Source organism: Parablautia sp. Marseille-Q6255 (genome assembly GCF_951230155.1).
GTDB lineage: Bacteria > Bacillota > Clostridia > Lachnospirales > Lachnospiraceae > Choladousia.
Genome location: NZ_CATNVD010000018.1, coordinates 1 through 24,367 on the forward strand (window position 1 = coordinate 1; position 24,367 = coordinate 24,367).

Annotated in this window: 22 protein-coding genes; 4 read left to right on the forward strand and 18 right to left on the reverse strand. The window is 49.7% G+C overall.

Annotation, left to right across the window (positions count from 1 at the left end; translation table 11 throughout):
* Positions 1-259: 259 nt before the first annotated feature.
* Entirely contained in the window at positions 260-2,482 is a 2,223-nt protein-coding gene (pcrA, locus tag QOX44_RS14155) for a DNA helicase PcrA (RefSeq protein ID WP_283683980.1), read from the reverse strand.
* A gap of 84 nt (positions 2,483-2,566) precedes the next feature.
* Entirely contained in the window at positions 2,567-2,797 is a 231-nt protein-coding gene (locus QOX44_RS14160; protein WP_283683982.1) for a hypothetical protein, read from the reverse strand.
* A 273-nt stretch (positions 2,798-3,070) separates the two neighbouring features.
* On the opposite strand from QOX44_RS14160, the gene QOX44_RS14165 reads away from it, so the two are divergent.
* Positions 3,071-3,706: a DUF1836 domain-containing protein gene (locus QOX44_RS14165; RefSeq protein WP_283683984.1), complete on the forward strand. Its 636-nt coding sequence runs from the start codon at positions 3,071-3,073 to the stop codon at positions 3,704-3,706.
* 79 nt (positions 3,707-3,785) lie between these two features.
* On the opposite strand, the gene QOX44_RS14170 is transcribed toward QOX44_RS14165, so the two are convergent.
* From QOX44_RS14170 to QOX44_RS14205, 8 genes are all read right to left on the reverse strand, one after another.
* Positions 3,786-4,100 carry a YerC/YecD family TrpR-related protein gene (locus tag QOX44_RS14170; protein ID WP_283683986.1) on the reverse strand — a complete coding sequence of 105 codons (315 nt, stop codon included), beginning with the start codon at positions 4,098-4,100 and terminating at the stop codon, positions 3,786-3,788.
* Positions 4,101-4,169: 69 nt separating this feature from the next.
* Positions 4,170-4,901 (reverse strand): phosphatase, encoded by a 732-nt coding sequence (locus tag QOX44_RS14175; RefSeq protein WP_283683988.1) that lies wholly within the window; start codon positions 4,899-4,901, stop codon positions 4,170-4,172.
* 269 nt (positions 4,902-5,170) lie between these two features.
* Positions 5,171-5,788 carry a TIGR04100 family radical SAM protein gene (locus QOX44_RS14180; RefSeq protein WP_283683990.1) on the reverse strand — a complete coding sequence of 206 codons (618 nt, stop codon included), beginning with the start codon at positions 5,786-5,788 and terminating at the stop codon, positions 5,171-5,173.
* A gap of 95 nt (positions 5,789-5,883) precedes the next feature.
* On the reverse strand, positions 5,884-7,236 hold the full coding sequence (locus QOX44_RS14185) for an MATE family efflux transporter (RefSeq protein WP_283683991.1): 1,353 nt from the start codon (positions 7,234-7,236) through the stop codon (positions 5,884-5,886).
* Positions 7,237-7,425: 189 nt separating this feature from the next.
* Entirely contained in the window at positions 7,426-7,857 is a 432-nt protein-coding gene (locus QOX44_RS14190; RefSeq protein ID WP_331488417.1) for a hypothetical protein, read from the reverse strand.
* A gap of 134 nt (positions 7,858-7,991) precedes the next feature.
* Positions 7,992-9,260, reverse strand: a complete 1,269-nt coding sequence (locus QOX44_RS14195) for a TRAP transporter large permease (RefSeq protein WP_283683992.1) — start codon at positions 9,258-9,260, stop codon at positions 7,992-7,994.
* 15 nt (positions 9,261-9,275) lie between these two features.
* On the reverse strand, positions 9,276-9,767 hold the full coding sequence (locus QOX44_RS14200) for a TRAP transporter small permease (RefSeq protein WP_283683994.1): 492 nt from the start codon (positions 9,765-9,767) through the stop codon (positions 9,276-9,278).
* Between the two features lie 158 nt (positions 9,768-9,925).
* Positions 9,926-10,933 (reverse strand): TRAP transporter substrate-binding protein, encoded by a 1,008-nt coding sequence (locus QOX44_RS14205; protein WP_283683996.1) that lies wholly within the window; start codon positions 10,931-10,933, stop codon positions 9,926-9,928.
* A 343-nt stretch (positions 10,934-11,276) separates the two neighbouring features.
* On the opposite strand from QOX44_RS14205, the gene QOX44_RS14210 reads away from it, so the two are divergent.
* From QOX44_RS14210 to QOX44_RS14220, 3 genes are all read left to right on the forward strand, one after another.
* On the forward strand, positions 11,277-12,116 hold the full coding sequence (locus QOX44_RS14210) for an SDR family oxidoreductase (RefSeq protein WP_283683999.1): 840 nt from the start codon (positions 11,277-11,279) through the stop codon (positions 12,114-12,116).
* Positions 12,110-12,988 (forward strand): N-acetylneuraminate lyase, encoded by an 879-nt coding sequence (locus tag QOX44_RS14215; protein ID WP_283684001.1) that lies wholly within the window; start codon positions 12,110-12,112, stop codon positions 12,986-12,988. The genes QOX44_RS14210 and QOX44_RS14215 overlap by 7 nt, the downstream gene beginning before the upstream one ends.
* Before the next feature lie 79 nt (positions 12,989-13,067).
* On the forward strand, positions 13,068-13,802 hold the full coding sequence (locus tag QOX44_RS14220) for a FadR/GntR family transcriptional regulator (RefSeq protein WP_283684003.1): 735 nt from the start codon (positions 13,068-13,070) through the stop codon (positions 13,800-13,802).
* Positions 13,803-13,858: 56 nt separating this feature from the next.
* On the opposite strand, the gene rpoD is transcribed toward QOX44_RS14220, so the two are convergent.
* The 8 genes from rpoD to rffA all read right to left on the reverse strand — a co-directional run bounded on the left by rpoD (position 13,859) and on the right by rffA (position 24,343).
* Complete coding sequence (rpoD, locus tag QOX44_RS14225; protein WP_283684004.1) at positions 13,859-14,986, reverse strand: RNA polymerase sigma factor RpoD; 1,128 nt, start codon at positions 14,984-14,986, stop codon at positions 13,859-13,861.
* A 120-nt stretch (positions 14,987-15,106) separates the two neighbouring features.
* Positions 15,107-16,582 (reverse strand): ATP-dependent Clp protease ATP-binding subunit ClpX, encoded by a 1,476-nt coding sequence (gene clpX, locus QOX44_RS14230; RefSeq protein WP_283684006.1) that lies wholly within the window; start codon positions 16,580-16,582, stop codon positions 15,107-15,109.
* A gap of 3 nt (positions 16,583-16,585) precedes the next feature.
* Positions 16,586-17,539: a glycosyltransferase family 2 protein gene (locus tag QOX44_RS14235; RefSeq protein ID WP_283684008.1), complete on the reverse strand. Its 954-nt coding sequence runs from the start codon at positions 17,537-17,539 to the stop codon at positions 16,586-16,588.
* Between the two features lie 18 nt (positions 17,540-17,557).
* The gene (locus QOX44_RS14240; protein WP_283684010.1) at positions 17,558-18,961 is read right to left on the reverse strand and encodes an LCP family protein; all 1,404 of its coding nucleotides are present in this window, start codon (positions 18,959-18,961) and stop codon (positions 17,558-17,560) included.
* A 14-nt stretch (positions 18,962-18,975) separates the two neighbouring features.
* The gene (locus QOX44_RS14245) at positions 18,976-20,376 is read right to left on the reverse strand and encodes an undecaprenyl-phosphate glucose phosphotransferase (RefSeq protein ID WP_283684012.1); all 1,401 of its coding nucleotides are present in this window, start codon (positions 20,374-20,376) and stop codon (positions 18,976-18,978) included.
* A gap of 28 nt (positions 20,377-20,404) precedes the next feature.
* Positions 20,405-21,361, reverse strand: coding sequence for a glycosyltransferase family 2 protein (locus QOX44_RS14250; RefSeq protein WP_283684014.1), 957 nt, complete (start codon positions 21,359-21,361; stop codon positions 20,405-20,407).
* Between the two features lie 12 nt (positions 21,362-21,373).
* Positions 21,374-23,176 (reverse strand): glycosyltransferase family 2 protein, encoded by a 1,803-nt coding sequence (locus tag QOX44_RS14255; RefSeq protein WP_283684016.1) that lies wholly within the window; start codon positions 23,174-23,176, stop codon positions 21,374-21,376.
* A 36-nt stretch (positions 23,177-23,212) separates the two neighbouring features.
* Entirely contained in the window at positions 23,213-24,343 is a 1,131-nt protein-coding gene (gene rffA / locus QOX44_RS14260) for a dTDP-4-amino-4,6-dideoxygalactose transaminase (protein ID WP_283684017.1), read from the reverse strand.
* Positions 24,344-24,367 lie beyond the last annotated feature (24 nt).

Sequence of the window (24,367 nt, forward strand, 5' to 3'; positions counted from 1 at the left end):
GTAAGATTAGAAGAGCTGGCTATGGAGTAAACCATAGCTTTTTATGATTTTCCTAAGTAAAGATTTGAAAATAATAGAAAAGAAAAACTTCCACTTAAGAAGAAATGGAAGTTTTTCAGTGCCCTTTAAACATGAGGGATACAGCGATTTTTTCTTTTTCTAACTGTCAAAGATGGGAGTATATCACAGCACCTGAAATTTTACTATAAAAACTTTTTCATTTCATTTACTTTTCACTTTTCTTCCAAAATCCGGCATGCTAGTCTGCTTTTACCAGCCTGGCAAATGAAGCAAACATTTTTTTGACACCGACACGGTCAAACTCTACCGTCACTTCGTAGTCTCGCCCGCCTTCAACAATCTCCTTTACTGTTCCTTCACCAAATTTAATGTGACGGACACGATCTCCTGCCGTATACTCCAGTCCCTGCGCTTTTTTTACCTGGAACTGCTGTGGAGCAAATACCTTTGCCTTAAATGTCTCCCGTGCCTGCTGATATGGCGTAACTGTTTTTTCCCAGGTGCGCTCCTTTTTCGCTGCCGTCTGATCTTCTTCCTGAAGCAGATTCTTTGGAATATCATCTATAAACCGGGAGACTCTGCTGTAATGTACCTCTCCGCGCACCATCCGCTGTCTTGCCGCAGTCAGATACAGTTTTTTCATTGCGCGCGTGATCCCCACGTAGCACAGTCGCCGCTCCTCTTCCAAATCCAGAGGATCTTCGGAGGCGATGCTCATATAGCTTGGAAATGTGCCATCCTCCATCCCAACTAAAAATACAACCGGAAATTCCAGACCCTTGGCGCTGTGCAGCGTCATCATCAGCACGTGGTCAGGATCCTCTTCCAGATCATCTATGTCAGCCACAAGCGCCACTTCCTCAAGGAATCCTCCCAGGCTGTGCGTTTCATTCTCCTGACTCTCATCATATGCCGCTGCCTTATTCAAAAGCTCATCAATATTATCTATCCGCTCCTGCGCTTCTTCGGTCCCTTCTGCTTCCAGTTCCCGTATGTAGCCCGTCACTTCAAGGACGTCTTCAATCAGCTCCTTTACTGAAAAAAATTCTTCCTTGCTGCGGAAGGTCTGGATCATCTGAACAAAATTCTGGAGTTTCATGACACTTTTACCAATGCCGGGAATCGTCTCGGCAACGCGCAGTGCGTTGTAAAAGCTTGCGTCATGAGCAATCGCGTACTCCTGCACGCGTGAAATTGTCGTTGCACCGATCCCACGCTTTGGTACATTGATTATCCTGCGCACAGCCAGATCATCCTCCGCATTCGCGATTGTCTTCAGATATGCCAGAACATCCTTGATTTCTTTTCTCGCATAGAAATTCACACCGCCTACGATCTTATATGGAATATTTGCAAGCAGGAATTTCTCCTCAAACATGCGTGACTGTGCGTTTGTCCTGTATAGGACCGCGCAGTCGCCGTATTTCCATGCGCCGCGACTGACCTGTCCGTTGATGATCCCTGAAACATATTCCGCTTCTTCAAATGCATTCATAAATTGACGGAATTTTACGCGGTCACCTTCTCCGTTGGCGGTCCAAAGCCGCTTGCTCTTTCTGCCTTTATTGTGACTGATCACTTCATTGGCCGCATCCAGGATATTCTGCGTGGACCGGTAGTTCTGTTCCAGGCGGATCACTTTTGCATCCGGAAAAAAATGTTCGAAATTCAGAATATTTCCAATATTTGCACCACGGAACTTATAGATGGACTGATCATCGTCACCAACTACGCACAGATTTCCATACTTGGAGGCCAAAAGACTCACCAGCTTAAACTGTGCTGTATTCGTATCCTGATACTCATCTACCATGATAAAACGAAATCGCTCCTGATAGTAGTCTAAGACATCAGGACAGCTCTGGAACAGCTCTACCGTCTTGCCGATCAGGTCGTCAAAATCCAGTGCGTTACAGCTGTGGAGCTGGCGCTGATATTCTTCATAGACCTCGGCCACTTTCTTAAGCCTGAAATCTGACTGCGCTTTCGCTGCATACTCCTCGGGACTTATCAGCTCATCCTTTGCGGATGAGATCATGCTCATGAACATGCGCTCCTTGTACATTTTCGTATCAATCTTCAACCGTTTGCAGATTTCCCGAACCACAGATTTCTGATCATCTGCATCATAAATCGTAAAATTTGTGCTGTAGCCGATCCGGTCTATGTATCTGCGCAGAATGCGGACGCAGGTGCTGTGGAACGTCATCACCCATGCTCTCTGTGCCTCCCCGTCCAGCATCCGGTTTACCCTGTCTCTCATCTCGGCAGCAGCCTTATTCGTAAAAGTAATCGCCATGATATGCCACGGGTCAATCCCCTTTTCCTCCATCAGCCATGCGATCCGGTGCGTCAGCACTCTCGTCTTTCCGGAGCCTGCTCCTGCCAGGATCAAAAGCGGTCCCTCATAATGACACACCGCTTCATACTGTTCCGGGTTTAAAGAATCATATATACTCATATTTTTCACCTTATCCATTCGTTTTTTATCTGCTTTCGTATCTGCCTGATCTGTATCTCTTTGCAGCGCTGCGGCTTTTCATCCTTACTCATCAAATTCTGCCACAACCGTATAACCGCTCTCGTCCGTCCTCACCTGTGTGACAACACCCTCTCGCACACTCAGGCGTTCCCGGTTTCCATAATTTGCAGACATTGCGATCGCCGGCTCGATTGTATAATACCAGCTTGACGGAAGGACACCTTCTGACACTGTAATCTTGTCCCCCGGCTTTACGAGTCCCTCCCGCTCCATTTTAAACTCCATTTCCCGCATCTTCCTATCCACTCCTTCGTCTGACAGGATACCTTTTACTCTGTTTTACTGTTTTACTGTTTCGCTGTTTTGCTGTTTCGCCGTTTTTCTCTCTTCATTTCTGCCTACTTATTCTAACTGATAGCCCTGTGACTTGCAAGCGCAATATTTCATTATTTACTACTTGTCATCTCGTTTCAAAAACTATATACTATATAGTATATTACCAGAGTCCGTGTACGGGATCTGTTTCCGTACGTGCATTGACTCTACTATACGTTCAGAGGTGATTTTATGCAGCAGGAATACACAAACCTACTCTCCGGTATCTTAAGTAAGATGGGCAACACGGATCACATACGTCTTGCGGATATTCCAGACATTGATTTATATATGGATCAGGTCACGCATTTCATGGAAGAGCATTTAAAAAGCTCCAAGCGATATGAGACAGACAAGATTCTGACAAAAACGATGATCAACAACTACACAAAGAACAAGCTTCTGCCTCCATCCGAAAAAAAGCGCTATACGAAGGAGCATCTGCTGGTGCTGATTTTTATTTATTATTTTAAATCCTTCCTTCCGCTTTCAGATATACAGGCGATCCTTCATCCCCTTACAGAACGTTTTTTCAACTCTGATGAAGAATTCGGTATTGAAGATGTTTACTCGGAGATTTATTCACTGGGGAAAACTCAGATCAGCGAAACCATCCATGATATTATGGACAACTTTCATTCTGCGGGAAATTCTTTCCGCGACTGTCCAGAAGAGGATCGGGAGTTTATGCAGATATTTTCCTTTATCTGTCTTCTGAGCTTTGATATCTATCTGAAAAAAGAAGTGATCGAAAAAATGCTTGATTCTCTGCCCCGGCACGTGACAGACAAAAACTCCGGTGATCATCGGCCCAAAAAGACTTCCTGAACTATCACAAAACCGCTGCCCGGTCATCCTGCCCGGTACAGCGGTTTTCCTGTCTGTCACTTCATCCTGCCTGGAGGTCTTAGTCCTCCTTTGTTTCTCTCGTATCGCCTGTCTTCAACCGGGAAAATACCATCTCATAGCCGTCATTTCCATAATTAAGCGAACGGTTCACACGGCTGATCGTGGCCGTGGAAGCTCCGGTCTTCTCTGCAATTTCAAGATAGGTCTTCTTTTCCTTCAGCATATGTGCCACCTCAAAACGCTGTGACAACGATAAAAGCTCATTGATCGTGCACACGTCTTCAAAAAACAGGTAGCACTCCTCCTTGTTCTTAAGGCACATGATCGCCTCAAATAGTTCATCCACCGCATCTGTACGGATTTTTTTGCTCATACTTCTACCCCTTCTCATCTTCGTATTCACTGCAGGTCTTCTGCCACGCCTCTTCTGTATTTTACCATGTTACTTTAACAGTGTAAAGCGATTAATATATTTTTTATATTCTTCCACACTGCGGTTTACGATCAGATGCTCCGGAAATCCCGTTTCCTCAATCAGTCTGTCTGCGAATTGGTGATCTCCGACATCAAATGCACAGTGCGAGTCACTGTTGACGATGATCTGCGTCCCGTATTTACGGCAGGCCTCCAGCATTTTTATATCATTTGGCACCGGATCTGTGCGGGATCCTTCTGGATTCAGGGAGCTGTTATTGAGTTCGAGCAGCACATGGTGCTCCTTCGCGGCTGCTGCCAGCTCATCATAATCCACCGGATACCGGCCGTCATCCGGATGCCCGATAATGTTGACCAGCGGATTTTCAACTGCCTTGATATATGCCCGTGTATTTTCCGCCATTGTGCCCGGGCGGACACACGGAATATGCATGCTGGCGATCACCACATCCATCCGCTTTAAAAGCCGTTCAGACATATCAAGTGTCCCATCATAATCCATAATATTTGCTTCCGTGCCAAATAAAACCTCGATCCCGCACATCGTTCTCGGCAAAACACGCAGATTCAGAAAGTAAAATTCATGACACGTTCCTGGCATTGCCATCGCATGTTCTGTCAGCGCCAGCAGCTCAAGTCCCTTATCCGCCGCTGCCTGAGCCATCTCCTGAATCGTATGATACGCATGCCCACTCGCGATCGTATGCGCGTGAGAATCCAACACATGTTTTCTCATCATGTACCCTCCTGTAAAAAACTGCAAAGTTTTGTATATATCCTGTATGTCACAATCCCTCCTGCACTGCAGAAGATTGCTGCCAAAATCTTAACATATGGAGAAAATTTTCCACACAGCAGAAAAAGCAGGACAGTGCACTGCATAAAGCCGCACATCTATCCCGCTTTATTATACCTTCATTTTCTCAAAATAGCAATCTGAGACACCTTCTGAATTCCTATTGAATTCCTGCTCGTGAATTTCCAGAGAATTGCTCGGGCTGTCCGCGGTCAGTCCTCCCATGGACGGATGCGGTACGTTACGTTCAGCCGCTCACAGAGTGCGCGGCACTGTTCTTCCTCTTCTTTTGTAAGCGTGGTATCCACCGTCGTCATCACAACACTGGGCACATATTTCCTGCTCTCGGTGGCAAACTCCAGCATGGCGTCAAAAGAGCGCTCCCCAAATCTGGAGCGCACCAGCTCATGATACCGGTCTGCATTCGGTGTATTCAGACTGATAGAAACTGTGTCGATCAGCCCTTCAAAAAGCGGTGCGATGTTCCTGCCGTTGACCAGGCTTCCAAGTCCGTTTGTGTTCACACGCAGCGGTTTATGATACGTTTCCTTTGCGAAGCGGGCGACAGAAAGCAGCACATCAAGCGCCTCTGTCGGCTCGCCAAAGCCGCAAAATACGATCTCTTTATACTTATCCATATCCCGCTTTTCCAGTTCTGCGATCACCTCCGCATAAGAGGGCTCATGCGTAAGCCACAGTGTACCGGATGCATCCATCTCATCCCTCGTCTGCCTCAGACAGAAGGTACATGCACATGGACATTTGTTTGTCAGATTTATATAAAGATTATCATATACCTCATATAAAATAGTCATTGCCGTATGCTTCATACCGTGTTTCCTCCTGCTCTTCCTTATAGTCCTTATCATACAGAGGTTATGGTATTTTAGGAATAACCAGTTTTATGAAGTTTGAGAATGCCAGTTTATTTTGCACATCCCTGCAGCTTCTCCAGTTTTCTGATACAGTATACACACATCGGCACCAGGTACAGACAAACAGACACCCAGGCCGCCTGATCAGCAAAGCAGATCGCCAGATATCCGAATACCGGCGTAAATCCAAGGCTTACGATACAGCGGGCTGCCATTTCGACCGCTCCGGCAAACACAGCTCTGCCGGAAAATCCCATCCCCTGGATCGCCTGACGCGATACATTGAGAATGCCGAGCGTCCAGTAAAAATATCCCATGCAGCGCAGATACTGTCCCGCCGCATCCATAACTGCTCCTGCTCCGCTTCCTCCTGATACGAACAGACCGGATAACTCCCGCCCAAAAAAGATCAGTACAAGCCCCGAAATTATACCGTAGCCGACAGACACTGCCGTACCTGCAGCGATCCCGCGGCGCACACGGTCCATGCGCTTTGCCCCGACATTTTGCCCGCAGAAGGTCGCGACTGCCGTAGCAAATGCGTCAAACGGGCACATAAAGAGCTGCTTGATCCGCACGCCCGCTGTAAATCCTGAGACATACACTGTGCCGAGTCCATTATTTGCAGCCTGCATGACCATGCTTCCGATCGCCGTGATCGAGAACTGCAGCCCCATCGGAAGCCCCATCAGAAGCAGCCTGTTCGTGTACTCCCGCCGCATGCCTCGATGCTCCCGTTCAAAACGCAGAGCCGGACATTTCTTTATAATAAAGATCAGACAGAAAAACCCGCTCATCGCCTGGGACATGATCGTTGCGATCGCAGCGCCTGCCACGCCCCATTTCAGCACAACAATGCAGAACAGATCCAAAACGATGTTCAGACATGTCGATACCGCAAGGAACAAAAACGGCGTCCTGCTGTCCCCCACCGCGCGCAGCAGCCCTGCCAGAAGATTGTATAAGATATTAAACGGGATCCCCAGAAAAATGATCAGCAGATATATGTACGCTCCATCGTAAATCTCCTCCGGCGTGGACATCATATGGAGGATCTGCGGACACAGGCAGGCGCAGACAACTGTCAGGACGACTGCGATCACAGTGGACAGTACCGCCGCATGATATACATAGATTTTCATGGAAGCATAGTCCTGCGCTCCGAAGCGCTGGGCGACCGGGATCGCGAAGCCGCAGCACATCCCAATACAAAATCCAAGGATCAAAAACTGGACGCTGCTTGAAGCTCCTACACTGGCCAGCGCATCTGTCCCCAGAAAACGTCCCACGATCGCCGCGTCCATCGTGTTGTACGTCTGCTGAAACAGATTGCCCAGAAGAAGCGGCAGCGCAAACTGCATCAGAAGCCCCAGCGGCTTCCCTTCTGTCATACTTTTTGTCATAACACTCTCTCCTCTTTCTCTTGCAGAAATGTCGCAAAATGCACCGACAGCTATCCCGCCTGTGCTATTTGCGACATTTTCATTCTAATCTTTTTTTCTGAATATGCAAGAGATTTTTCTGTCCGGACCCGCTTTTTTTCCTTCGCCTCTTTCTCCTTGCAAAAGCGGTGTTATACGGTCCGGACCGCTTTACAGATATGCTCTTAATTCTGTTACCAGCGCTTCCTCTGCCCCGATAATATCCTCTGTCAGCTTTTTTGCCTCCTTGTCTGCCGCCGGATACTGATGCAGGTAGCGGTACAGGGATTTGATCCCCATATTGCAGCCGTCCGTGAGCAGATCTGCCGCTGTGCGGTCAGACTCCTCTCCCGCAAGCTTCACATTCGTCTTTACCCATGACATTACCTTTGCCATCGCGGCAGGCTCCTTTCCGCTGTCGTGGCATTTAGCAAGATATTCGTGCGCTCTGTCGCCAAGGCGTTCGTGCGTCTGCCTGCTGTGCCGGAGCAGCTCCCGCAGCTTCCCTTCCCGTACATGGTCCATCACATCATCCAGTGATGAGATCCCCATCTTCACACCTGCATTGCACTCGCGCAAAAGTCTGACCGTATCGTCTTCCATGATCTTCCTCCTTATCTGCCGGACTATGCCTGCTGCCGGATTTTCCGCAGACCGTCCCTGCTTTACTGCTTTCTTCTGCATTGCTGTTCAGAAAAAGCATTTCCGGAAGATCTTCTTTTTATGTATGGCCGTTTTTATTTTATTAATAAATTCGGAAGCCATGTCACAATCTGCGGACAGTATGTACACAGGAACAGGACTGCGATCAGCGGTACCAGGAAAGGCAGGATCGACTTGTAAAGTGTATCCAGCTTGACCTTTCCGACATCAGAAATAACGAACAGACAAACGCCAAACGGCGGCGTTACCTGACCGATCATCAGGTTCAGTACCATGATCAGACCAAAATGTATGAGGTCGATCCCAAGCGGCTTCACGATCGGCAGCAGCACTGGAAGCATCAGTGTCAGGATCGCTCCCGGCTCCATAAACATACCGAGGATCAGCAAAATAATATTGATGATCAGAAGGATCACTGCCGGATTATCGCTGATGCTGAGGATGAAGTCTGCGATCTGTGCAGAGATTCCTTCCTTGACCAGCACGTATGTAAAGAGCGTTGATGTACCAATAATAAACAGGGTATTGGCTGAGGTGATCGCTGAATCCAGAAGGCATTTTTTGAATGTCTTCCAGTCCATCGTCCGATATACGAGGAGTGAGATCACCAGCGCATACGCTACTGCGATACTGGATGCTTCTGTCGGTGTAAACCAGCCCGTTGTAAAGCCTGCCAGAATGATCAGCGGTGTGATCAGTGAAAGCAGGGACGAACCAAACTGCTTTACCATCTGCTTAAAGTGGAACGGATGCCGCTCAAATTTATATCTGACTGCAAAAATAAATACGAGGATCATCAGCGCCACACCCATAAGCAGCCCCGGTATCACGCCTGCCATAAAGAGCTTGGCTACGCTGACGCTGGCCGTCGCACCGTAGATGATCAGCGGGATGCTCGGTGGAAAGATCGGACCGATCACAGAAGAAGCTGCTGTCACGGCAGCCGAGAATTTCGGCGTATAGCCGTTCTTTGTCATCGCCTCCATCTCGATCGTCCCAAGTCCTCCCGCATCGGCTGTAGCACTTCCTGACATCCCCGCAAAGATGATACTTGCGACAATATTCGCATGTCCCAGTCCTCCCGGGATCCAGCCGACCAGCTCTTTACAAAAGCTGAAGATTTTTTCCGTGATTTTTCCGGCATTCATCAGATTGCCTGCCAGGATAAACAGCGGGATCGCGATCAGCAGATAAGAGTCAATGCCGGTCACCATCTTCTGCCCGATGACCATCAGCGGGTATCCAAGGGAAAGACAGCCCAAAACAGCGCTGGCTCCAATCGAAATGCTGATCGGAGCACCGATGATCAGCAGTACGAAAAATGTGATAAAAAATATAGCCATGTCCTATTTCCTCCTTTATACCTGATCGCCGCCGCGGTTTATGATCTGATCCAACACCTGGTAAATGCTGTCCAGTACAATAAAGCCGCCTGCAAGAGCCATAGGGAGAAAGTGCCATGCCTTAGAAATAAACTGCATCGTAGAGAAATAGCTTGTGCTGTTGATCTTATACATTCCACAGTACGCAACAAGCATCGTCACTCCCAGACCTATCGCAAATATTTTACTAATGTACCAGAATACAAGCTGCCATTTTTTCGGCGCGCTCCTGTAAAAAATGTCAAGCGAGATCAGACCGTTGCGGTCGTACAAAACGATAACGCCGAGAAACGCCATCCACATAAACAAAAATCCACACAGCTCTGTAGAAAACCGGAAGCTTTTGTTGAAGAAGTTTCTGGCACACAGCTCTGTCAGCATCATCGCAACGATACCGACAACCAGCAGCATCAAAATCCCCGATACGATCTTGACTAAAATATCCAGTAATTTTCTGAAATTTTTCATTTAAGTCCTCCTGAAAATGAAAGTGAAGAAAAGCAAAATCAAAATCTGCCTGAAAAAGCCAGGACGCGCCGCCGCATCCTGGCTTTTTGTGCAGCTCTCACAATCCTCTAAACCATACCGGCAGATTCTTTCTTATCGCCGGACTGGCATCACGTTCATTAGTGTGCAAGAATCTCATCGAGGATCGCCTGGTCAAACCATGCCTCCTCTGCGTATCTCTGATAGTATTCCTCACCGCCAAGCTTATCCTTAAAGCTCTGGATATCCGGCTCTTCATCAAATTCAATACCCGCATCCTTCAATGTCTGTGTGGCAGCTTCATTATCCTCTGCGATGGTATCAAAAGAGTATTTTGCCGCTACTACTGCCTGCTCTTTCAGGATTGCCTGATATTCTTCCGGAAGTGAGCTCCATGTATCCTGATTTGCCGCCATCGTGCAGCCCATCCACATATAATTGATGAAGCTGAAGTATTTAATATCGTCATACGTTGCATTTGCCACCAGATGATAGGTCGCATTATCCTGTCCCTCTGCCGTACCGTTAGAAAGTGCGATCGCCAGCTCATTTAATGCAAGTGCGACCGGATTTGCTCCAAGCGTCTCCCAGCAGTCCAGATACATCTGGCTCGTCGGTACACGCAGCTTCAGTCCCTCTACGTCCGCCGCCGTATGAACTGCCTTATTTGTAGTAGATATCTGTCTCATACCATTGTCGCCCTCGGCAAGATATACAAGCCCTGTATCCGGAAGATCTGCAAAAATCTTTTCACCGATTTCTCCGTTTACTACTTCATAGGCCTCCTCTGCAGAGTCAAACAGGAAAGGAAGATCCAGGATCTTTGCATTCTCATAGAACTCTGTAAAGCCGGACGTACCTGCGAAGATCAGATCGATCGTCCCCATACGCGCAGACTGCAGCGCCTCTGCATCATTTCCGAGCTCACCGGAATGATGTACATCCAGTGTGATCTGACCGTCTGACGCTTCTTCTACCAGCTTTGCATACTCGATGATCGTCTTGGTCGGAACCGAGTTCTCATTTCCCGGCGAATAGATCGACAATGTCACCGGATCAAGAGAAGACAGATCTTCTGCACATGCTACATTAGAAAAAGCGGTGAGTGAAAGGGCTGCTGCCGCAAGCAAAGCTACTTGTTTCTTCATAATTCATTTCCTCCGTCATCATTTAAACTTTTACGTTCTTGTTGTAAGATTGTAGAACAACTTGTTGCTTATAGTATAAATACTACAGAAATAAAAGTCAATATAACAGAGTGCATAAAATATTTTGACCATTTTTGTCTATTTTCCACATTGATTTTTGTTCAAAACGTATGATATCATTCTCAATTGTAGGACAACTAGACATTCGACACTTTTAACTTATTTTTAACTTATAGAGATAGTTCAGAAACCATTTTAAAGCATTTTGACATTTTAAAGCATTTTAAAATGTTTTAAGCTTTCACCCTTTCACCGTTTCTGAACACGAAAGGAGAAACAGACAATGACAGGAAAAGATCCTTTATTTGACGTAACTGATAAGATCTGTATCGTGACCGGAGGGCTCGGACAGCTCGGAGCACAGTATGTAAAAGCGCTGCATGAAAGAGACGCAAAGGTTGCCGTCTGGGGCCGCCATATGAGCAGGGAAAGAGCAGAAAAGAAGTTTGCCGAGCTTGGTTTTACCTTAGATGAAAATATCCGCCTCTATCAGGTAGATATTTCCAAAAAAGACGACCTGAACCAGGCGCTCGACGACATAGAAGCCGTCTGGGGAGCGCCGGACGTACTTGTCAACAACGCCGGTATTGACACACAGCCAAGCGCCCCGCCAGAGGTATCCGGTCCGTTTGAAAACTTCCCGGAGGAAGTGTTCCGCGAGGTCGTAGAAGTCAATCTGGTCGGTACCTTCCTTGCCTGTCAGGCAGTCGGCGCACGTATCAAAAAGGCCGGAAAACCGGGCTCGATTATTAACATCGGCTCCATTTACGGCATGGTCTCCCCGATCCAGGATATTTATGCCTACAAAAAGGAGCTGACCGGTGTTCCATTTATCAAGCCGGTCGCATACTCTGCCGCAAAATCCGGTATTTACAATCTTACCCGGTATCTCGCAACCTACTGGGGCAAGGATAACATCCGGGTCAATACTCTGACGCCGGCAGGCGTATGGAGAGATACACAGGACGAAATTTTCCAGGGAAATTTCTGCGCAAGAATGCCAATGGGACGCATGTCGCGGGAGGATGAGTACAACGGCTCCCTGATCTTCCTGGCTTCCAGCGCTTCTTCCTTTATGACCGGCGCAAATCTCGTAGTAGACGGAGGATGGACCGCATGGTAAATAAAAAAGACCTGGAAAAAATTTTTTCTGCTCTGATCGTCCCGATGAATGAGGATCAGAGTATCAATTACGATGCGCTCAGAGAACTGATCCGCCAGCAGCTTGCTGATGGCGTGGAAGGCTTCTACGTATGCGGCTCCTCCGGCGAGGGGCTGCTGCTTTCCTGCGAGGAGCGCAAAAATGTCCTTGCTGTTACGGTGGAGACGGTAAAAGACCGCGTGCCTGTGATCGCCCATGTCGGAACGATCCGGACACAGGACGCCGCCGATCTGGCGCGCCATGCGCAGCAGACCGGCGCCTGTGCCATTTCCATGATCCCGCCCTATTATTACCATTTCTCTATGGACGAGATCCTCTCCTATTATGAGGATATCCTGCATGCAGTTCCAGGTATGCCGGGCATTATTTACAATATCCCGCAGTTTACAGGGGTAGAGTTTAATAAAGAAAACGCAGGGCGTCTTCTGGAGAATCCTGCGATCATCGGTATCAAGCACACCTCTCAAAATCTCTACGCAATGGAGCGGATGCACGACAGCTACCCGGATAAGATCCTCTTCAACGGATTTGACGAGCAGTTTATCGCAGCATTGCAGATGGGCGCTTCCGCCACAATCGGTACTACCGTAAACCTGTTTGCGCCGCTGTTCCTGAAAGCGCGCGAGCTGTTTTTGCAGGGGGAGAACGCACGAAGCGCCGAGATCCAAAAACAGATCAACGCCCGCGTGGAGACGATGTGCAGCGTCGGGATCTTTAATGCTGTAAAATATGCGTGGACGCTGCGCGGTATCCCCTGCGGTGACTGCCGAAAGCCTTTCAAACCGCTGACCGACGAACAAAAGCAGGTAATCCGGGCTCTGATGGAGGTTTAGCATCACATCGTTTCTTGTTTTTTATAGAAATATGTGCTATATTTTAATGGATAAAATCGATTGCTGAAGCGAGGTAAATATGAAGTCGATTGAAAAAGTATCTGTCGTACAGCTGGCAGAGACGGAAATTAAAAAATACATTCTCAGCGAACAGGTAAAGATCGGGGACAAGCTGCCGTCAGAAAAAAAATTCTGCGAAGAGCTGGGCATTGCCCGCGGTTCTGTGCGCGAAGCGCTGCGTCTCCTGCAGGCCAAGGGATATCTGGAGATCAGTCATGGAAAAGGCGCCGTTGTTCTGCGAAAAGAAGAGATCACCCAGGAGGAGATGGCTGTCTGGTTTCAGGACAATGAGGTAGAACTAAAAGACGTGATCGAAGTGCGCATGGCCATCGAGCCCATCGCTGTCCGCCTCGCGATCGACCGTTACACGCCAAAAGAGCTGGAACAGCTTAAAGACATCCATCGAAGAGCCGTCGATGCCGCCTGCTCTCACAGCATACTGGAAATGGGCGTGCTCGATGAGCGCTTTCACACCGCGATCATCGAATGCAGTCACAACAAGCTGCTGATCAGTATCAACAAGGAGATCGTAAAGACGCTCAAGCAGTTCCGGAAAAATACCTTTCAGATCGAAGGCAACATTGAAAACTGCATCCCCTACCACACTGCCATCCTGATGGCGATCGAAGAAAAAGATGTAGAGCGGGCGCAGCAGAAGCTTCTGGAGCATCTGGAGTGTGTCGCAAGTGATCTGGAGATGAGCAAGCTGAAAACATGGCACAAAAATGAGGACTCCCTCGAAGCAAATGAATAAAAATACCGCAGGCTTTCCGGTATCAGTCATGATCCTTGAAAACCTGCGGCATTTTTTTACGTCAGAAAGTCTTTGAGCCTCTTGCTCCTTGACGGATGGCGCAGCTTACGCAGCGCCTTTGCCTCGATCTGACGGATACGCTCTCTGGTGACGTTGAACTCCTTTCCAACCTCTTCCAGTGTGCGCGCGCGTCCATCTTCCAGACCAAAGCGAAGACGCACTACCTGTCGTTCCCTGTCAGTCAGAGACTCGAGAGCTGTCCCAAGCTCTGCGCGCAGCATGGAAAATGCTGCAGAATCTGCCGGGGAAAGAGCCGTATCGTCCTCGATAAAATCGCCCAGATGGGAATCATCCTCCTCACCGATCGGCGTGTCAAGCGATACCGGATCACGCGAGATCTTCAGCACCTCACGCACACGGCTGACCGGCACGTTCAGACGCTCTGCTACCTCCTCCGGGGTCGGCTCCCGTCCAAGCTCCTGTAAAAGTGTTCTCGTCATACGCAGCGTCTTGTTGATCGTCTCTACCATATGTACCGGAACACGGATCGTCCTGCCGGTATCCGCAATACCTCTCGTGATCGCCTGACGGATCCACCACGTCGCATACGTACTGAACTTATATCCCTTTGTATAATCAAACTTGTCCACTGCCTTCATCAGACCCATGTTTCCTTCCTGGATCAGATCAAGGAACGGCATACCTCTGCCGACATACTTTTTCGCAATGCTGACTACCAGACGCAGATTGGCCTCTGTAAGCGCCTTTTTGGCCTCTTCATCACCGGACTCTACACGCTTTGCCAGCTCTACCTCTTCATCACCGGAAAGCAGCGGGACATTACCGATCTCCTTGAGATACATGCGCACAGGGTCCTCTGTGCTGACACCCTCCAGCACGTCCACATCACTGATCAGCTCTATCTCTTCATTGTCAGACAGGAGAATGTCCTCCTCTGACTCCAGAAGCAAATCATCCTCCGCGTCATCTGGAGACTTTCCCTGCAAAATATCAATATGGCTTTTCTCGAGATACTCGAGAATCATATCCATTTTATCTTCTGTCAGTTCGATCCCGGTAAAGGCGCCAAGAATCTCATCGTATTCCAGTACATTCTTTTTCGTCTTCGCCAGTGCCTTAAGACTTTCCAGCGTCTTTAAAAACTGCTCCTGTGCTTCATTCATGAATGATCTCTCCTCATCATTGTCGTTCTCTCTAACATAACATTTTTGTCAATCGCTGTCAATGTCTGTACAAAAATTGCCAGAAAGATCCTGTTTACCTGTTGCTGCTCTGTGCGCTCATCACTGCTTGCTCTCTATCTGCGGTACGACGCTGCGCAGAGTGATCACCGGTCCTCCTGTATGCTCAATATATTCTCTCGTAATTTTTACGCTTCCGATATTTTCATCCTTCGGTATCTCATACATAATATCCAGCATAAATTCTTCGATGATCGCCCGCAGCGCGCGTGCGCCTGTCTTCTTTTCCAGCGCCTTCTGCGCGATCGCCTCCAGAGCGCCGTCATCCATCGTAAGCTCCACCTCGTCGAGAGCCAGAAGCTTCTGGTACTGCTTGATGATTGCGTTGCGCGGCTCGCGCAGGATGCGCACCAGCATCTCCTTTGTCAGCGCCTGCAGGGAAAAGATGATCGGAAGTCTTCCAATAAACTCCGGTATCATGCCGAACGTCCTCAGATCCTCCACCGTCACCCGCTGTAAAATATTCGGGTCTTCATCATATTTATCCTTAAGGTCTGAGAAAAATCCGATCGCTGCCTGTTTATTCAGACGTTCCTTTACAATGTCCTCCAGTCCCGGAAATGCTCCGCCGCAAATGAACAGAATATTTTTTGTGTTGACGGTTGCCATGGGGACCATCGCATTTTTGCTGGCCGCACCGACCGGCACCTCCACTTCGCTGCCTTCGAGCAGCTTGAGCATTCCCTGCTGTACCGCCTCGCCGCTGACGTCTCTCTGATTCGCATTGCGCTTCTTCGCGATCTTGTCGATCTCATCAATGAACACGATACCCTGCTCTGCGCGGTCAACGTCATTATCTGCTGCCGCCAGTAATCTTGAGATCACACTCTCGATATCGTCACCGATGTATCCTGCCTCGGTCAGAGAGGTCGCATCTGCGATCGCAAGCGGCACATCCAAAAGCCTTGCAAGCGTCTTTACGAGGTACGTCTTGCCGCAGCCTGTGGGTCCCAGCATCAGCATATTGGATTTTTCAATCTCAATATCATCTGCATCTGCCGTTCCGATCCGCTTATAATGATTATACACTGCGACAGAGATCACCTTTTTGGCATGCTCCTGGCCTACCACATACTCATCCAGCTTTGCCTTGATCTTGTGCGGTGCAGGGATCGCTTTAATATCAAACTCCTTTTTCGCCTCTTTATCCTTTGACTTTTTCTTTTTTACCTGCTGACGCTGGAAGCCCATGCCGCCAAGCAGATCGGAAAGATTGATCATACTGATGTTCGGTATGCCGGAGTCTTTGTTTTCATTTTTTTCACTGTCTTTCGGGTCCTGTTTCTCATCGCCCTCCCCGGTCAGTACGACCTGAGCAGGCATACTCATATTCATCATGTCCTGATAGGAGAGACCGGAATTCTTCATCGAGTCGATCGCGTTCTGCATACAATTTGCGCATACGCAGATGCCGCCTCCCATATCCACCATTTTTCCGGCCTTGCTCTCCGGTCTTTTACATAAGAAACAGATTTTTTCGTATTCGTCTTTTTTTTCTTCGTTATTGTGATCCTGCATTTTTTACTCCTGTTTATCCTGTTGTGCGGACTGCTCTGCTGCTTTCCAGTATCCCCTGTTCATGCTGCATTTGTATACGAGTTTTGGCGGAAGCCGCTTATAATTCTTTCCGAGCCGATAGCCCGCATATTTTGCCGCACTTTGTACCAAAAGCTTTGGCAGCAGATAGGCCCTGGCATGCTTCACAAGATATCCGGCCGTCTGTTTTACCATACGGATCCCCTCGCTCTCCGACTTTACACAGTCAAATACTTCGGGATGATCTGCCTGAGATACGCCGAGATCAAAATTCCTGTGAAACTGCTGTATGCTGCTGTAATTGTGAGAATGGATGACCCTTGCCTGCGCGCAGTAGGCTACCGCTCTGCCGCTTTGGATCAGCCTCGCGGCAAAGATCATGTCTTCATTGAAAATCGTATGGCGCACAAAGCCTCCCAGCTCCTCGTAAGCGCTCCTGCGGTACATCGCGCACACATTCGAGCAGAAATAGGTTTTGATCCCAAGCCCTGGCAGGTCGTCTGCCGTCTGAATCCGGCTGTCCGGTCCATAATTGAAGCTGCGCGTATATCGCTCGATCGCATTGCAGTCCCTGGCCGGAAGCTGTCTGGCATATGCTGCGCAGACATTCGGATCTGCAAACGGACGGCACAGCTCCAGCGTCAGCTGATCATCCGCCGGCACAGCATCCTGCGTCATAAACAGGATATACTCACCTGTCATTTGCATCGCCGCCATATGTCTCGTGCCGCCATGATCAAATTCCTCTTTTGTGATGTGTATTACCTGCGCGTCACGGATACCCTCCATGCAGCTCTCATCAAACAATTCTTCGTGCGTATTGACCAGCAGGATATGCTGCGGGCGAAGCTTCTGCGTTTCCAGGCGCCGGAGCAAAAGCCGCAGCTCCTTCCCCGGGCGATACACCGGAATGACCACATCAATTCTGGTATCTGGCATAAATCCCTCCGATGCTGTTTACTGGATCCCTGTATCAGAAATAATCTTGTTGCTGATCTCCTGTACGGTCTGGGACGGTGTATAATTCTCCTCCCCGAAGAGGTAGCTGTGCAGCTGCGTCACATTCGCTGCGAGATTGACCGGCACGACACAGTCGCCGGCAGCGATATTTGCCGCCTGATGCTCAAACGGGAAGCCCGTCGTATCTGCGATCTTGTACTTCGCGATCCCGGACGCCAGAGAAATGATCTCTGTATTGCTAAGGCTCGTTGACACGTAATCCATCATGACATTGACCAGCGGGATCAGTCCTGTCACGCCCTTTTCCTGCGCTTTCTGGAAAATCTTCTCCAGCACGACCCTCTGGCGCTCCGTACGTTTATAATCCCAGCCTTCCGTATATCGGATACGGCAGTACGCCATCGCCTGGATACCTGTCACCGTCTGCAGGCCAGGAGCGTCGATCGTCGTGTACGGGACTCCCGTCACCTCAGAGGTCTCTACGAGATAGCCGTTGAGCCAGCCCCTCTCCTCCTCTGTAATATCCAGCTCGATGCCTCCAAGCAGGTCCACTGCCTTGATAATGGCATTGAAATCAACTGTTACAAAATCCTTGATATCAAGGTCCAGGTTTTTGTTCAGCATATTGACAGAGCGCTCCGCTCCTCCTCCGGAAAAGCACTCGGTCGCCTTGCGGTATTCTCCGTTTGTATTGTCCAGGTACGTATCGCGGTATACAGACACCAGCTTGATCTCACCGCTGCGCTGATTGATGCTCGCCACCATGATCGTATCGCTGTTGGTGCCTCCCTCCAGCTGCCCGGAACGGGAATCCACACCAAACAGTGCGATATTGCGGTAACCCGATTTGACGATCCCGCTGTTTACCAGGACATCAGAAAGCTTTACACGATCCACGCGCCCAAGCTGCGCAAATGCAAAGATGCCAAGCGCCAGGATCAAAAGCAGCAGGATCTCTATGACAAGAAGCACCTTTCTGTGCTTCTTTTTTTTCTTTTTCTTCTTTGCCGGTCCCTGCGGATCCTGATAATATCCCTGCGGACCATTCTGCGGACCATAGCCGGGCTGTCCATAATATCCGCCCTGCGGCTGTCCATAGCCCCCCTGGCCCTGATATCCGCCCTGTGGCTGTCCGTAGCCTGCCTGACCCTGATATCCGCCCTGCGGCTGTCCGTAACCTGCCTGACCCTGATATCCGCCCTGCGGCTGTCCATAGCCTGCCTGACTCTGCGGTCTGCCCTGCGGCTGTCCGTAGCCTGCCTGACCCTGATATCCGCCCTGCGCTTCTCTGCGCCCTGTCTGGCCCTGATATCCATCCCGCTGTGTGCGGTCTGACTGCCGCATACGGCGTCCGCCGTCTCTGCCGGGCTGCTCATCCCTTACTCTTCGTTTTTCTGTCATGGCTTTCCCTTCTTTCAATATGCGTTCTTGTTTACAAATCCCTTAAATACGGTCAGAAACAGGATCTTAATATCCAGTCCGATCGTCCAGTTTTCTATATAATACAGGTCATAATCGATCCTTTTCTTGATCGATGTATTGCCGCGATAGCCGTTGACCTGCGCCCACCCGGTCATTCCCGGGCGTACCTGATGCTTCACCATATAGCGCGGTATTTCCTCACGGAATTTTTCTACAAACTGAGGCCGTTCCGGGCGCGGTCCGATCAGGCTCATCTCTCCCTTGAGCACATTAAAGAGCTGCGGGAGTTCATCAATGCTTGTCCTGCGGATAAACTTTCCGATCCCTGTCACACGGGGATCATTCTTGGTCGTCCATCCCTCTTTTTCCTCCTGCTTCGATTGTACCTCCATGGACCGGAATTTATACATCTTAAACGGACGGTTGTGAAGTCCCACACGCTCCTGTGTAAAGATCAGCGGCCCCTTGGAGGTCAGCTTGATCAGGATCGCAGTCAGAAGCATCACCGGAGAAAAAAGTACGATGCAGATGCTTGCTCCCACCAGGTCGAACACCCGCTTTACCATCATATTGAAGGTATTCGTCAGCGGCACATGGCGGATATTCACAACGGGAAGTCCCAGCAGATCCTCCGTATACGGCTTGGTCGGTATGATCTTGCTGTAATCCGGAATAAACTTTGTATGCACGCCGGATTTCTCGCACATCGCCACAATGTGCTCCAGCTTGTCGTATTCGTTCAGACCCAGAGTGATCGCGATCTCATCCGGGTGGCTGTCCTCCAGAATATGAGAAAGGCTCTCCGTAAACCCGAGCACCTCGATATTTTTGTAAAGCGTCCCCGCAACGACATTATCATCCAAAATCCCCAGGATCTTGTAGCCCCACTGCGGATTCTGTACGATACGGTCAATATACTCCTCCGCCGCGCGGCTGTAGCCGACAAGGATCACATATTTCTGATTCAGGCCGATCCTGCGCGCATTCATCAATACCATCCGCACGACATTGCGCTCGATAACAGTCAGCGTCACATTAAGGGCAAGGAATACACCCAAAACGATACGGGAAACATCGCCCTGCTTAAACCAGAACAGCGCCGCCATCAGTGTAAGGCCGCAGATCGTATTTGCCTTGAGGATATTTCCTCCCTCCAGCCGCCTGCCCTGTATGCGCTTTGGCGCGTACAGATTGCATGCATAGTACAAAAGCAAAAGGAATGGCACCACCATCAGAAGCACCATCAGGTATACCTCCGCCGGAAGTACCCCGACCTCATCTCTGTCTACAGAGCGTATCATGATATACCATGCGATCAGGTATGATATCACAATAACCAGCCCGTCTAAGACTACCTGAAGACGATTAAAATATTTTTGATTATCTCTGATCAATATCTGTCCCCCCTGTACTCTCCCGAACTCAGATACCCGCCAGACGGCGGACGATATTTATCCAAAGCTCACACTGTATTCTCAGATAATGGGGCAGATTCCTGCTCCGAAACGGTACCTTTTTGCTGTGTTCGCAAAGCCTGATCCCTTTGCCAAGCCCTGTCACGTACTCCCGGAAATACCCCTTCCGGGCAAAAAACACCGTCTTTATCAAAAATCCTGCTGCCAGAAACGGCAGGTTGAGCAGGATCTGCAGCCACGGCATGTTCTTGTATACAAGGTAAATACTGTTGCGCGAGGAATGCCGGATCTTAAATTCATTATAGATCGAACCGCTTGTCGCGCTCCCCACGTGATGCACCACAGCCTCCGGGATGTAGTAGTTGTGATAGCCCGCGATCTTTGCCCGGTACGCAATATCCACATCCTCCAGATACGCAAAATGCGCTTCATCAAACAGGCCGATCTCATCAAACACAGACCGGCGGTAGATCGCCGCCCCGGCACACGCAGAAAAAATCTCCCGGCGTTTCAGATAATGACGCACCGGCCGGTCCTTGCCGTACGCATACGCCCAGCCGAGCGCACAGTAGTAATCTCCCGCGTTGTCGATCAGTCCTGCATCCTGCATCTTTACCATCCGGGATGCACAGGAAAAACAGTCCGGGTGCTCCTCCATCGCAGCGATCAGCTCAGAGACAAACTCCGGCTCACAGACTGTATCATTATTTAAAAGGATCACATACGGCGTATCGGCTCTTCGTATCCCCTCATTGACCGCCCCGCAAAATCCCCGGTTCTGTGCAAAACAGACAAGCTCGACCTCCGGATAATGCGATTCCACCAGACGGACACTGTCATCCTCAGAGCCGTTGTCGATCAGCAGTACCTTAAAATCATGTCTGCTCTGCTCCCGCAGAGAATCAAGACAGCCTTTTAAATATTTGATTCCGTTATAATTCGGTATCACGACCGTTGCTTCCATAACGCGTCCTCTTTATCGTTTTTTCAGGGAGTAATCGCACGTTTTCAGAGAGAAATTCGGATTGTAGTAAGGATCCCCCTCCTGCAAAAACTGCTTCCAGCGCTCCTGCATAAAATTAATTTCGGATTGAAAGCGCTGCTGTTTTTCGGGAGTATCTTCATATCCGCGGCTCTTGGATTCATAGTGGTACAGCTCCACATTCGGCTCGTATACCACCAGATACCCCTGCTCCCTTACTCTCAGGCAAAAATCAATATCGTTGAAGGCGACGGCAAGCTTCTCATCAAATCCGCCGACTGCCTCCCATGCGCGCCGGTCCACCATCATACAGGCCGCTGTCACAGCGCTTAAATCCTGCTGCAGGATCGCCTTTCGCAGATAACCGCTGCGCTCCCTGGGCATGCCGACAAACAGCGCTCCCGCCACGCCTCCGATACCGACGATCACCCCCGCATGCTGTATGGTATTGTCCGGATAGTAAAGCCTTGCCCCGACAATACCGACTTTGCGCCGCTGGCACTGCCCGATCATGCGCTCCAGCCAGTCCGGCGTGATCACCGTAATGTCGTTGTTCAGGCACAGAAGGTATTCGCCTCCGGCAAATGTACTGCCGAAATTGTTGAGCGCAGAATAATTAAAGCCTTCCTTCCAGTAAACGACACGCACACGGTCTTTCCCGTCAATTTCTTTATAATAATCAAACGTTTCTTTTTCCGTACTGTTATTTTCGATAATGATGATCTCATAATTGCGGTACGTTGACTTCTCTTTTATCGAGGTCAGACACGCCCTCAGGGTATCCCTTTCATCCTTATTCGGTATCAGGATCGAGACGAGCGGTTCTCCCTCCACCCGGTACTTTACACGGTAAAATCCCGGAAACTTCGTATCTGTCACCTCTGCCTCTTCTCCGCAGCGTCTGATATGATCTGCCACTGCGCGCTTTCCCGCATCAAAGGCGTACGCTTTGCTGAGCGGATTGTCCGCCGTAGAAGCCTCGTGCACCCGCCAGTGATACAGCACCTTCGGCACGTGCGCGATCCGCTGTGTCAGCTCTGTACACCGCAGAATGAAATCATGGTCCTGCGCCCCGTCATACTCCTGCCGCAGCCCTCCGACCTCAGCAAGCAGCGCTCTTCGCACAACCAGAAGATGGCAGATGTAATTGTTTGCCCGCAGCAGATCCAGATTAAAATCCGGCTTAAAATTCGGCTGATACCGTTCCTTTGAAGCGCCTTTTATCTTATCCTCGTCTGTATAGATCACATCCGCATCCTGCTCTCTTGCCGCCAGCGCCACTTCAAAAAGCGCGTTTTCGCACAGCAGGTCATCGTGATCGAACAAAGCGATATACTCGCCCTTTGCCATAGCGAACGCTTCGTTTGTATTGCCGGATATGCCGAGATTCTTTTCCAGTCTTTTATAACGGATCCTCCGGTCTGACAGATACTCTCCGATCACAGACTGCGTCACGGATACATCCGGGCTTCCGTCTGCGATACACAGCTCCCAGTGCGGATACGTCTGCGCAGTGACAGACTCGATCATCTCCCGCAAGAACTGCTCCGGAGTCGCAAACACCGGGACAACGACACTGATAAGAGGCGGGTTCTCCCACTCCTTCTCCGTCTGCAGCGCCCGCTCCTGCGGCGTGAGCACATCCTTTTTGCACCAGTCGGCGTAATCCGTCTCGACCTCTTCAAAGCGCTCCGACAGACGGACCTGAAACTCCTTGAGCCCATACTGGCGCAGATACGCAAGCCCCTTTTTTACGGTATAGACATTCAGGCTTTTTACAACCTTCTTTACATCCATGCTTTTCCTCCATGCTGCTTCCAGAATACGATACGCCTACTGTCGGAAGAAGCTGTGTATCTCCTCCACCACACGCGCCCGGTCTTCCGGTCTGAGACCATAATACATCGGCAGCCGCAAAAGCCGCTCGCTCTCCTTTGTCGTGAAGCGGTCCTCTCCGTGGAAACGCCCGAACCGCTGTCCGGCCGGAGCCGAGTGGAGAGGCACATAGTGGAACACCGTGCTGATGCCACGTTCCTTCAGATACCGGATCAGAGCTGCGCGCGTCGGCTCATCTGCAAGCTTAATATAATACATATGGGCATTGTGCGCTGCGTAATCCGGCACGAACGGCTGCTCGATACAGCCCTGATCCGCCAGATCTTTAAGCTCCTTATGATAAAACTCGTACGTCTCCATGCGGTCTGCATCGATCGCGTCAGCCAGCTCCAGCTGCGCCCACAGATATGCCGCATTGAGGTCGCTGGGCAGATAGGAAGAACCATAATTTACCCAGGTGTATTTGTCAATCTGTCCCCGGAAAAACTTGCTCCGGTTTGTCCCCTTCTCCCGCAGGATCTCAGCAGCTTCCTTGCTCTCATCGCTCTGGAATACGAGCGCGCCGCCCTCTCCCATAGAGAAGTTCTTTGTCTCGTGAAAGCTGTAACAGCCAAAATCGCCGATCGTGCCAAGCGCTCTGCCTTTATAGTATGCGTCTACGCCCTGCGCCGCATCCTCCACGACCTGCAGATGATGTCTGCGCGCAATATCCATGATCGTATCCATCTCGCACGCTACTCCTGCATAGTGTACCGGGAGGATCGCCCGCGTCCGGTCCGTGATGGCGTCTTCGATCAGCGTTTCGTCTATGTTCATCGTGCGCGGGTCAATATCAACAAACACGAGCGTGGCGCCGCGCTGTACAAATGCGTCTGCAGTCGAGCAAAAGGTATAGGACGGGAGGATCACCTCGTCGCCCTCCTTCACTCCTGCCAGATGCGCCGCCATCTCAAGCGCATGTGTGCACGAAGTGGTCAAAAGCACATGCTTCACCTGAAAGCGCTGTGCCATCCAGTCCGAACAGTATCTCGTAAACTTGCCGTCTCCGCTTATCTTGCGCGATGCAACGGCCTCCTGCATATATTCAAATTCCTTGCCTGTAAATGGCGGTACATTAAAACCAATCATGATTTTCCTTCTCTCTGCAATAAC

Excerpts from the sequence above, each read along its gene's own strand:
- pcrA (WP_283683980.1), bottom strand. The coding sequence starts at position 2,482 with ATGAGTATATATGATTCTTTAAACCCGGAACAGTATGAAGCGGTGTGT.
- QOX44_RS14160 (WP_283683982.1), bottom strand. The coding sequence starts at position 2,797 with ATGCGGGAAATGGAGTTTAAAATGGAGCGGGAGGGACTCGTAAAGCCG.
- QOX44_RS14165 (WP_283683984.1), top strand. The coding sequence starts at position 3,071 with ATGCAGCAGGAATACACAAACCTACTCTCCGGTATCTTAAGTAAGATG.
- QOX44_RS14170 (WP_283683986.1), bottom strand. The coding sequence starts at position 4,100 with ATGAGCAAAAAAATCCGTACAGATGCGGTGGATGAACTATTTGAGGCG.
- QOX44_RS14175 (WP_283683988.1), bottom strand. The coding sequence starts at position 4,901 with ATGATGAGAAAACATGTGTTGGATTCTCACGCGCATACGATCGCGAGT.
- QOX44_RS14180 (WP_283683990.1), bottom strand. The coding sequence starts at position 5,788 with ATGAAGCATACGGCAATGACTATTTTATATGAGGTATATGATAATCTT.
- QOX44_RS14185 (WP_283683991.1), bottom strand. The coding sequence starts at position 7,236 with ATGACAAAAAGTATGACAGAAGGGAAGCCGCTGGGGCTTCTGATGCAG.
- QOX44_RS14190 (WP_331488417.1), bottom strand. The coding sequence starts at position 7,857 with ATGGAAGACGATACGGTCAGACTTTTGCGCGAGTGCAATGCAGGTGTG.
- QOX44_RS14195 (WP_283683992.1), bottom strand. The coding sequence starts at position 9,260 with ATGGCTATATTTTTTATCACATTTTTCGTACTGCTGATCATCGGTGCT.
- QOX44_RS14200 (WP_283683994.1), bottom strand. The coding sequence starts at position 9,767 with ATGAAAAATTTCAGAAAATTACTGGATATTTTAGTCAAGATCGTATCG.
- QOX44_RS14205 (WP_283683996.1), bottom strand. The coding sequence starts at position 10,933 with ATGAAGAAACAAGTAGCTTTGCTTGCGGCAGCAGCCCTTTCACTCACC.
- QOX44_RS14210 (WP_283683999.1), top strand. The coding sequence starts at position 11,277 with ATGACAGGAAAAGATCCTTTATTTGACGTAACTGATAAGATCTGTATC.
- QOX44_RS14215 (WP_283684001.1), top strand. The coding sequence starts at position 12,110 with ATGGTAAATAAAAAAGACCTGGAAAAAATTTTTTCTGCTCTGATCGTC.
- QOX44_RS14220 (WP_283684003.1), top strand. The coding sequence starts at position 13,068 with ATGAAGTCGATTGAAAAAGTATCTGTCGTACAGCTGGCAGAGACGGAA.
- rpoD (WP_283684004.1), bottom strand. The coding sequence starts at position 14,986 with ATGAATGAAGCACAGGAGCAGTTTTTAAAGACGCTGGAAAGTCTTAAG.
- clpX (WP_283684006.1), bottom strand. The coding sequence starts at position 16,582 with ATGCAGGATCACAATAACGAAGAAAAAAAAGACGAATACGAAAAAATC.
- QOX44_RS14235 (WP_283684008.1), bottom strand. The coding sequence starts at position 17,539 with ATGCCAGATACCAGAATTGATGTGGTCATTCCGGTGTATCGCCCGGGG.
- QOX44_RS14240 (WP_283684010.1), bottom strand. The coding sequence starts at position 18,961 with ATGACAGAAAAACGAAGAGTAAGGGATGAGCAGCCCGGCAGAGACGGC.
- QOX44_RS14250 (WP_283684014.1), bottom strand. The coding sequence starts at position 21,361 with ATGGAAGCAACGGTCGTGATACCGAATTATAACGGAATCAAATATTTA.
- QOX44_RS14255 (WP_283684016.1), bottom strand. The coding sequence starts at position 23,176 with ATGGATGTAAAGAAGGTTGTAAAAAGCCTGAATGTCTATACCGTAAAA.
- rffA (WP_283684017.1), bottom strand. The coding sequence starts at position 24,343 with ATGATTGGTTTTAATGTACCGCCATTTACAGGCAAGGAATTTGAATAT.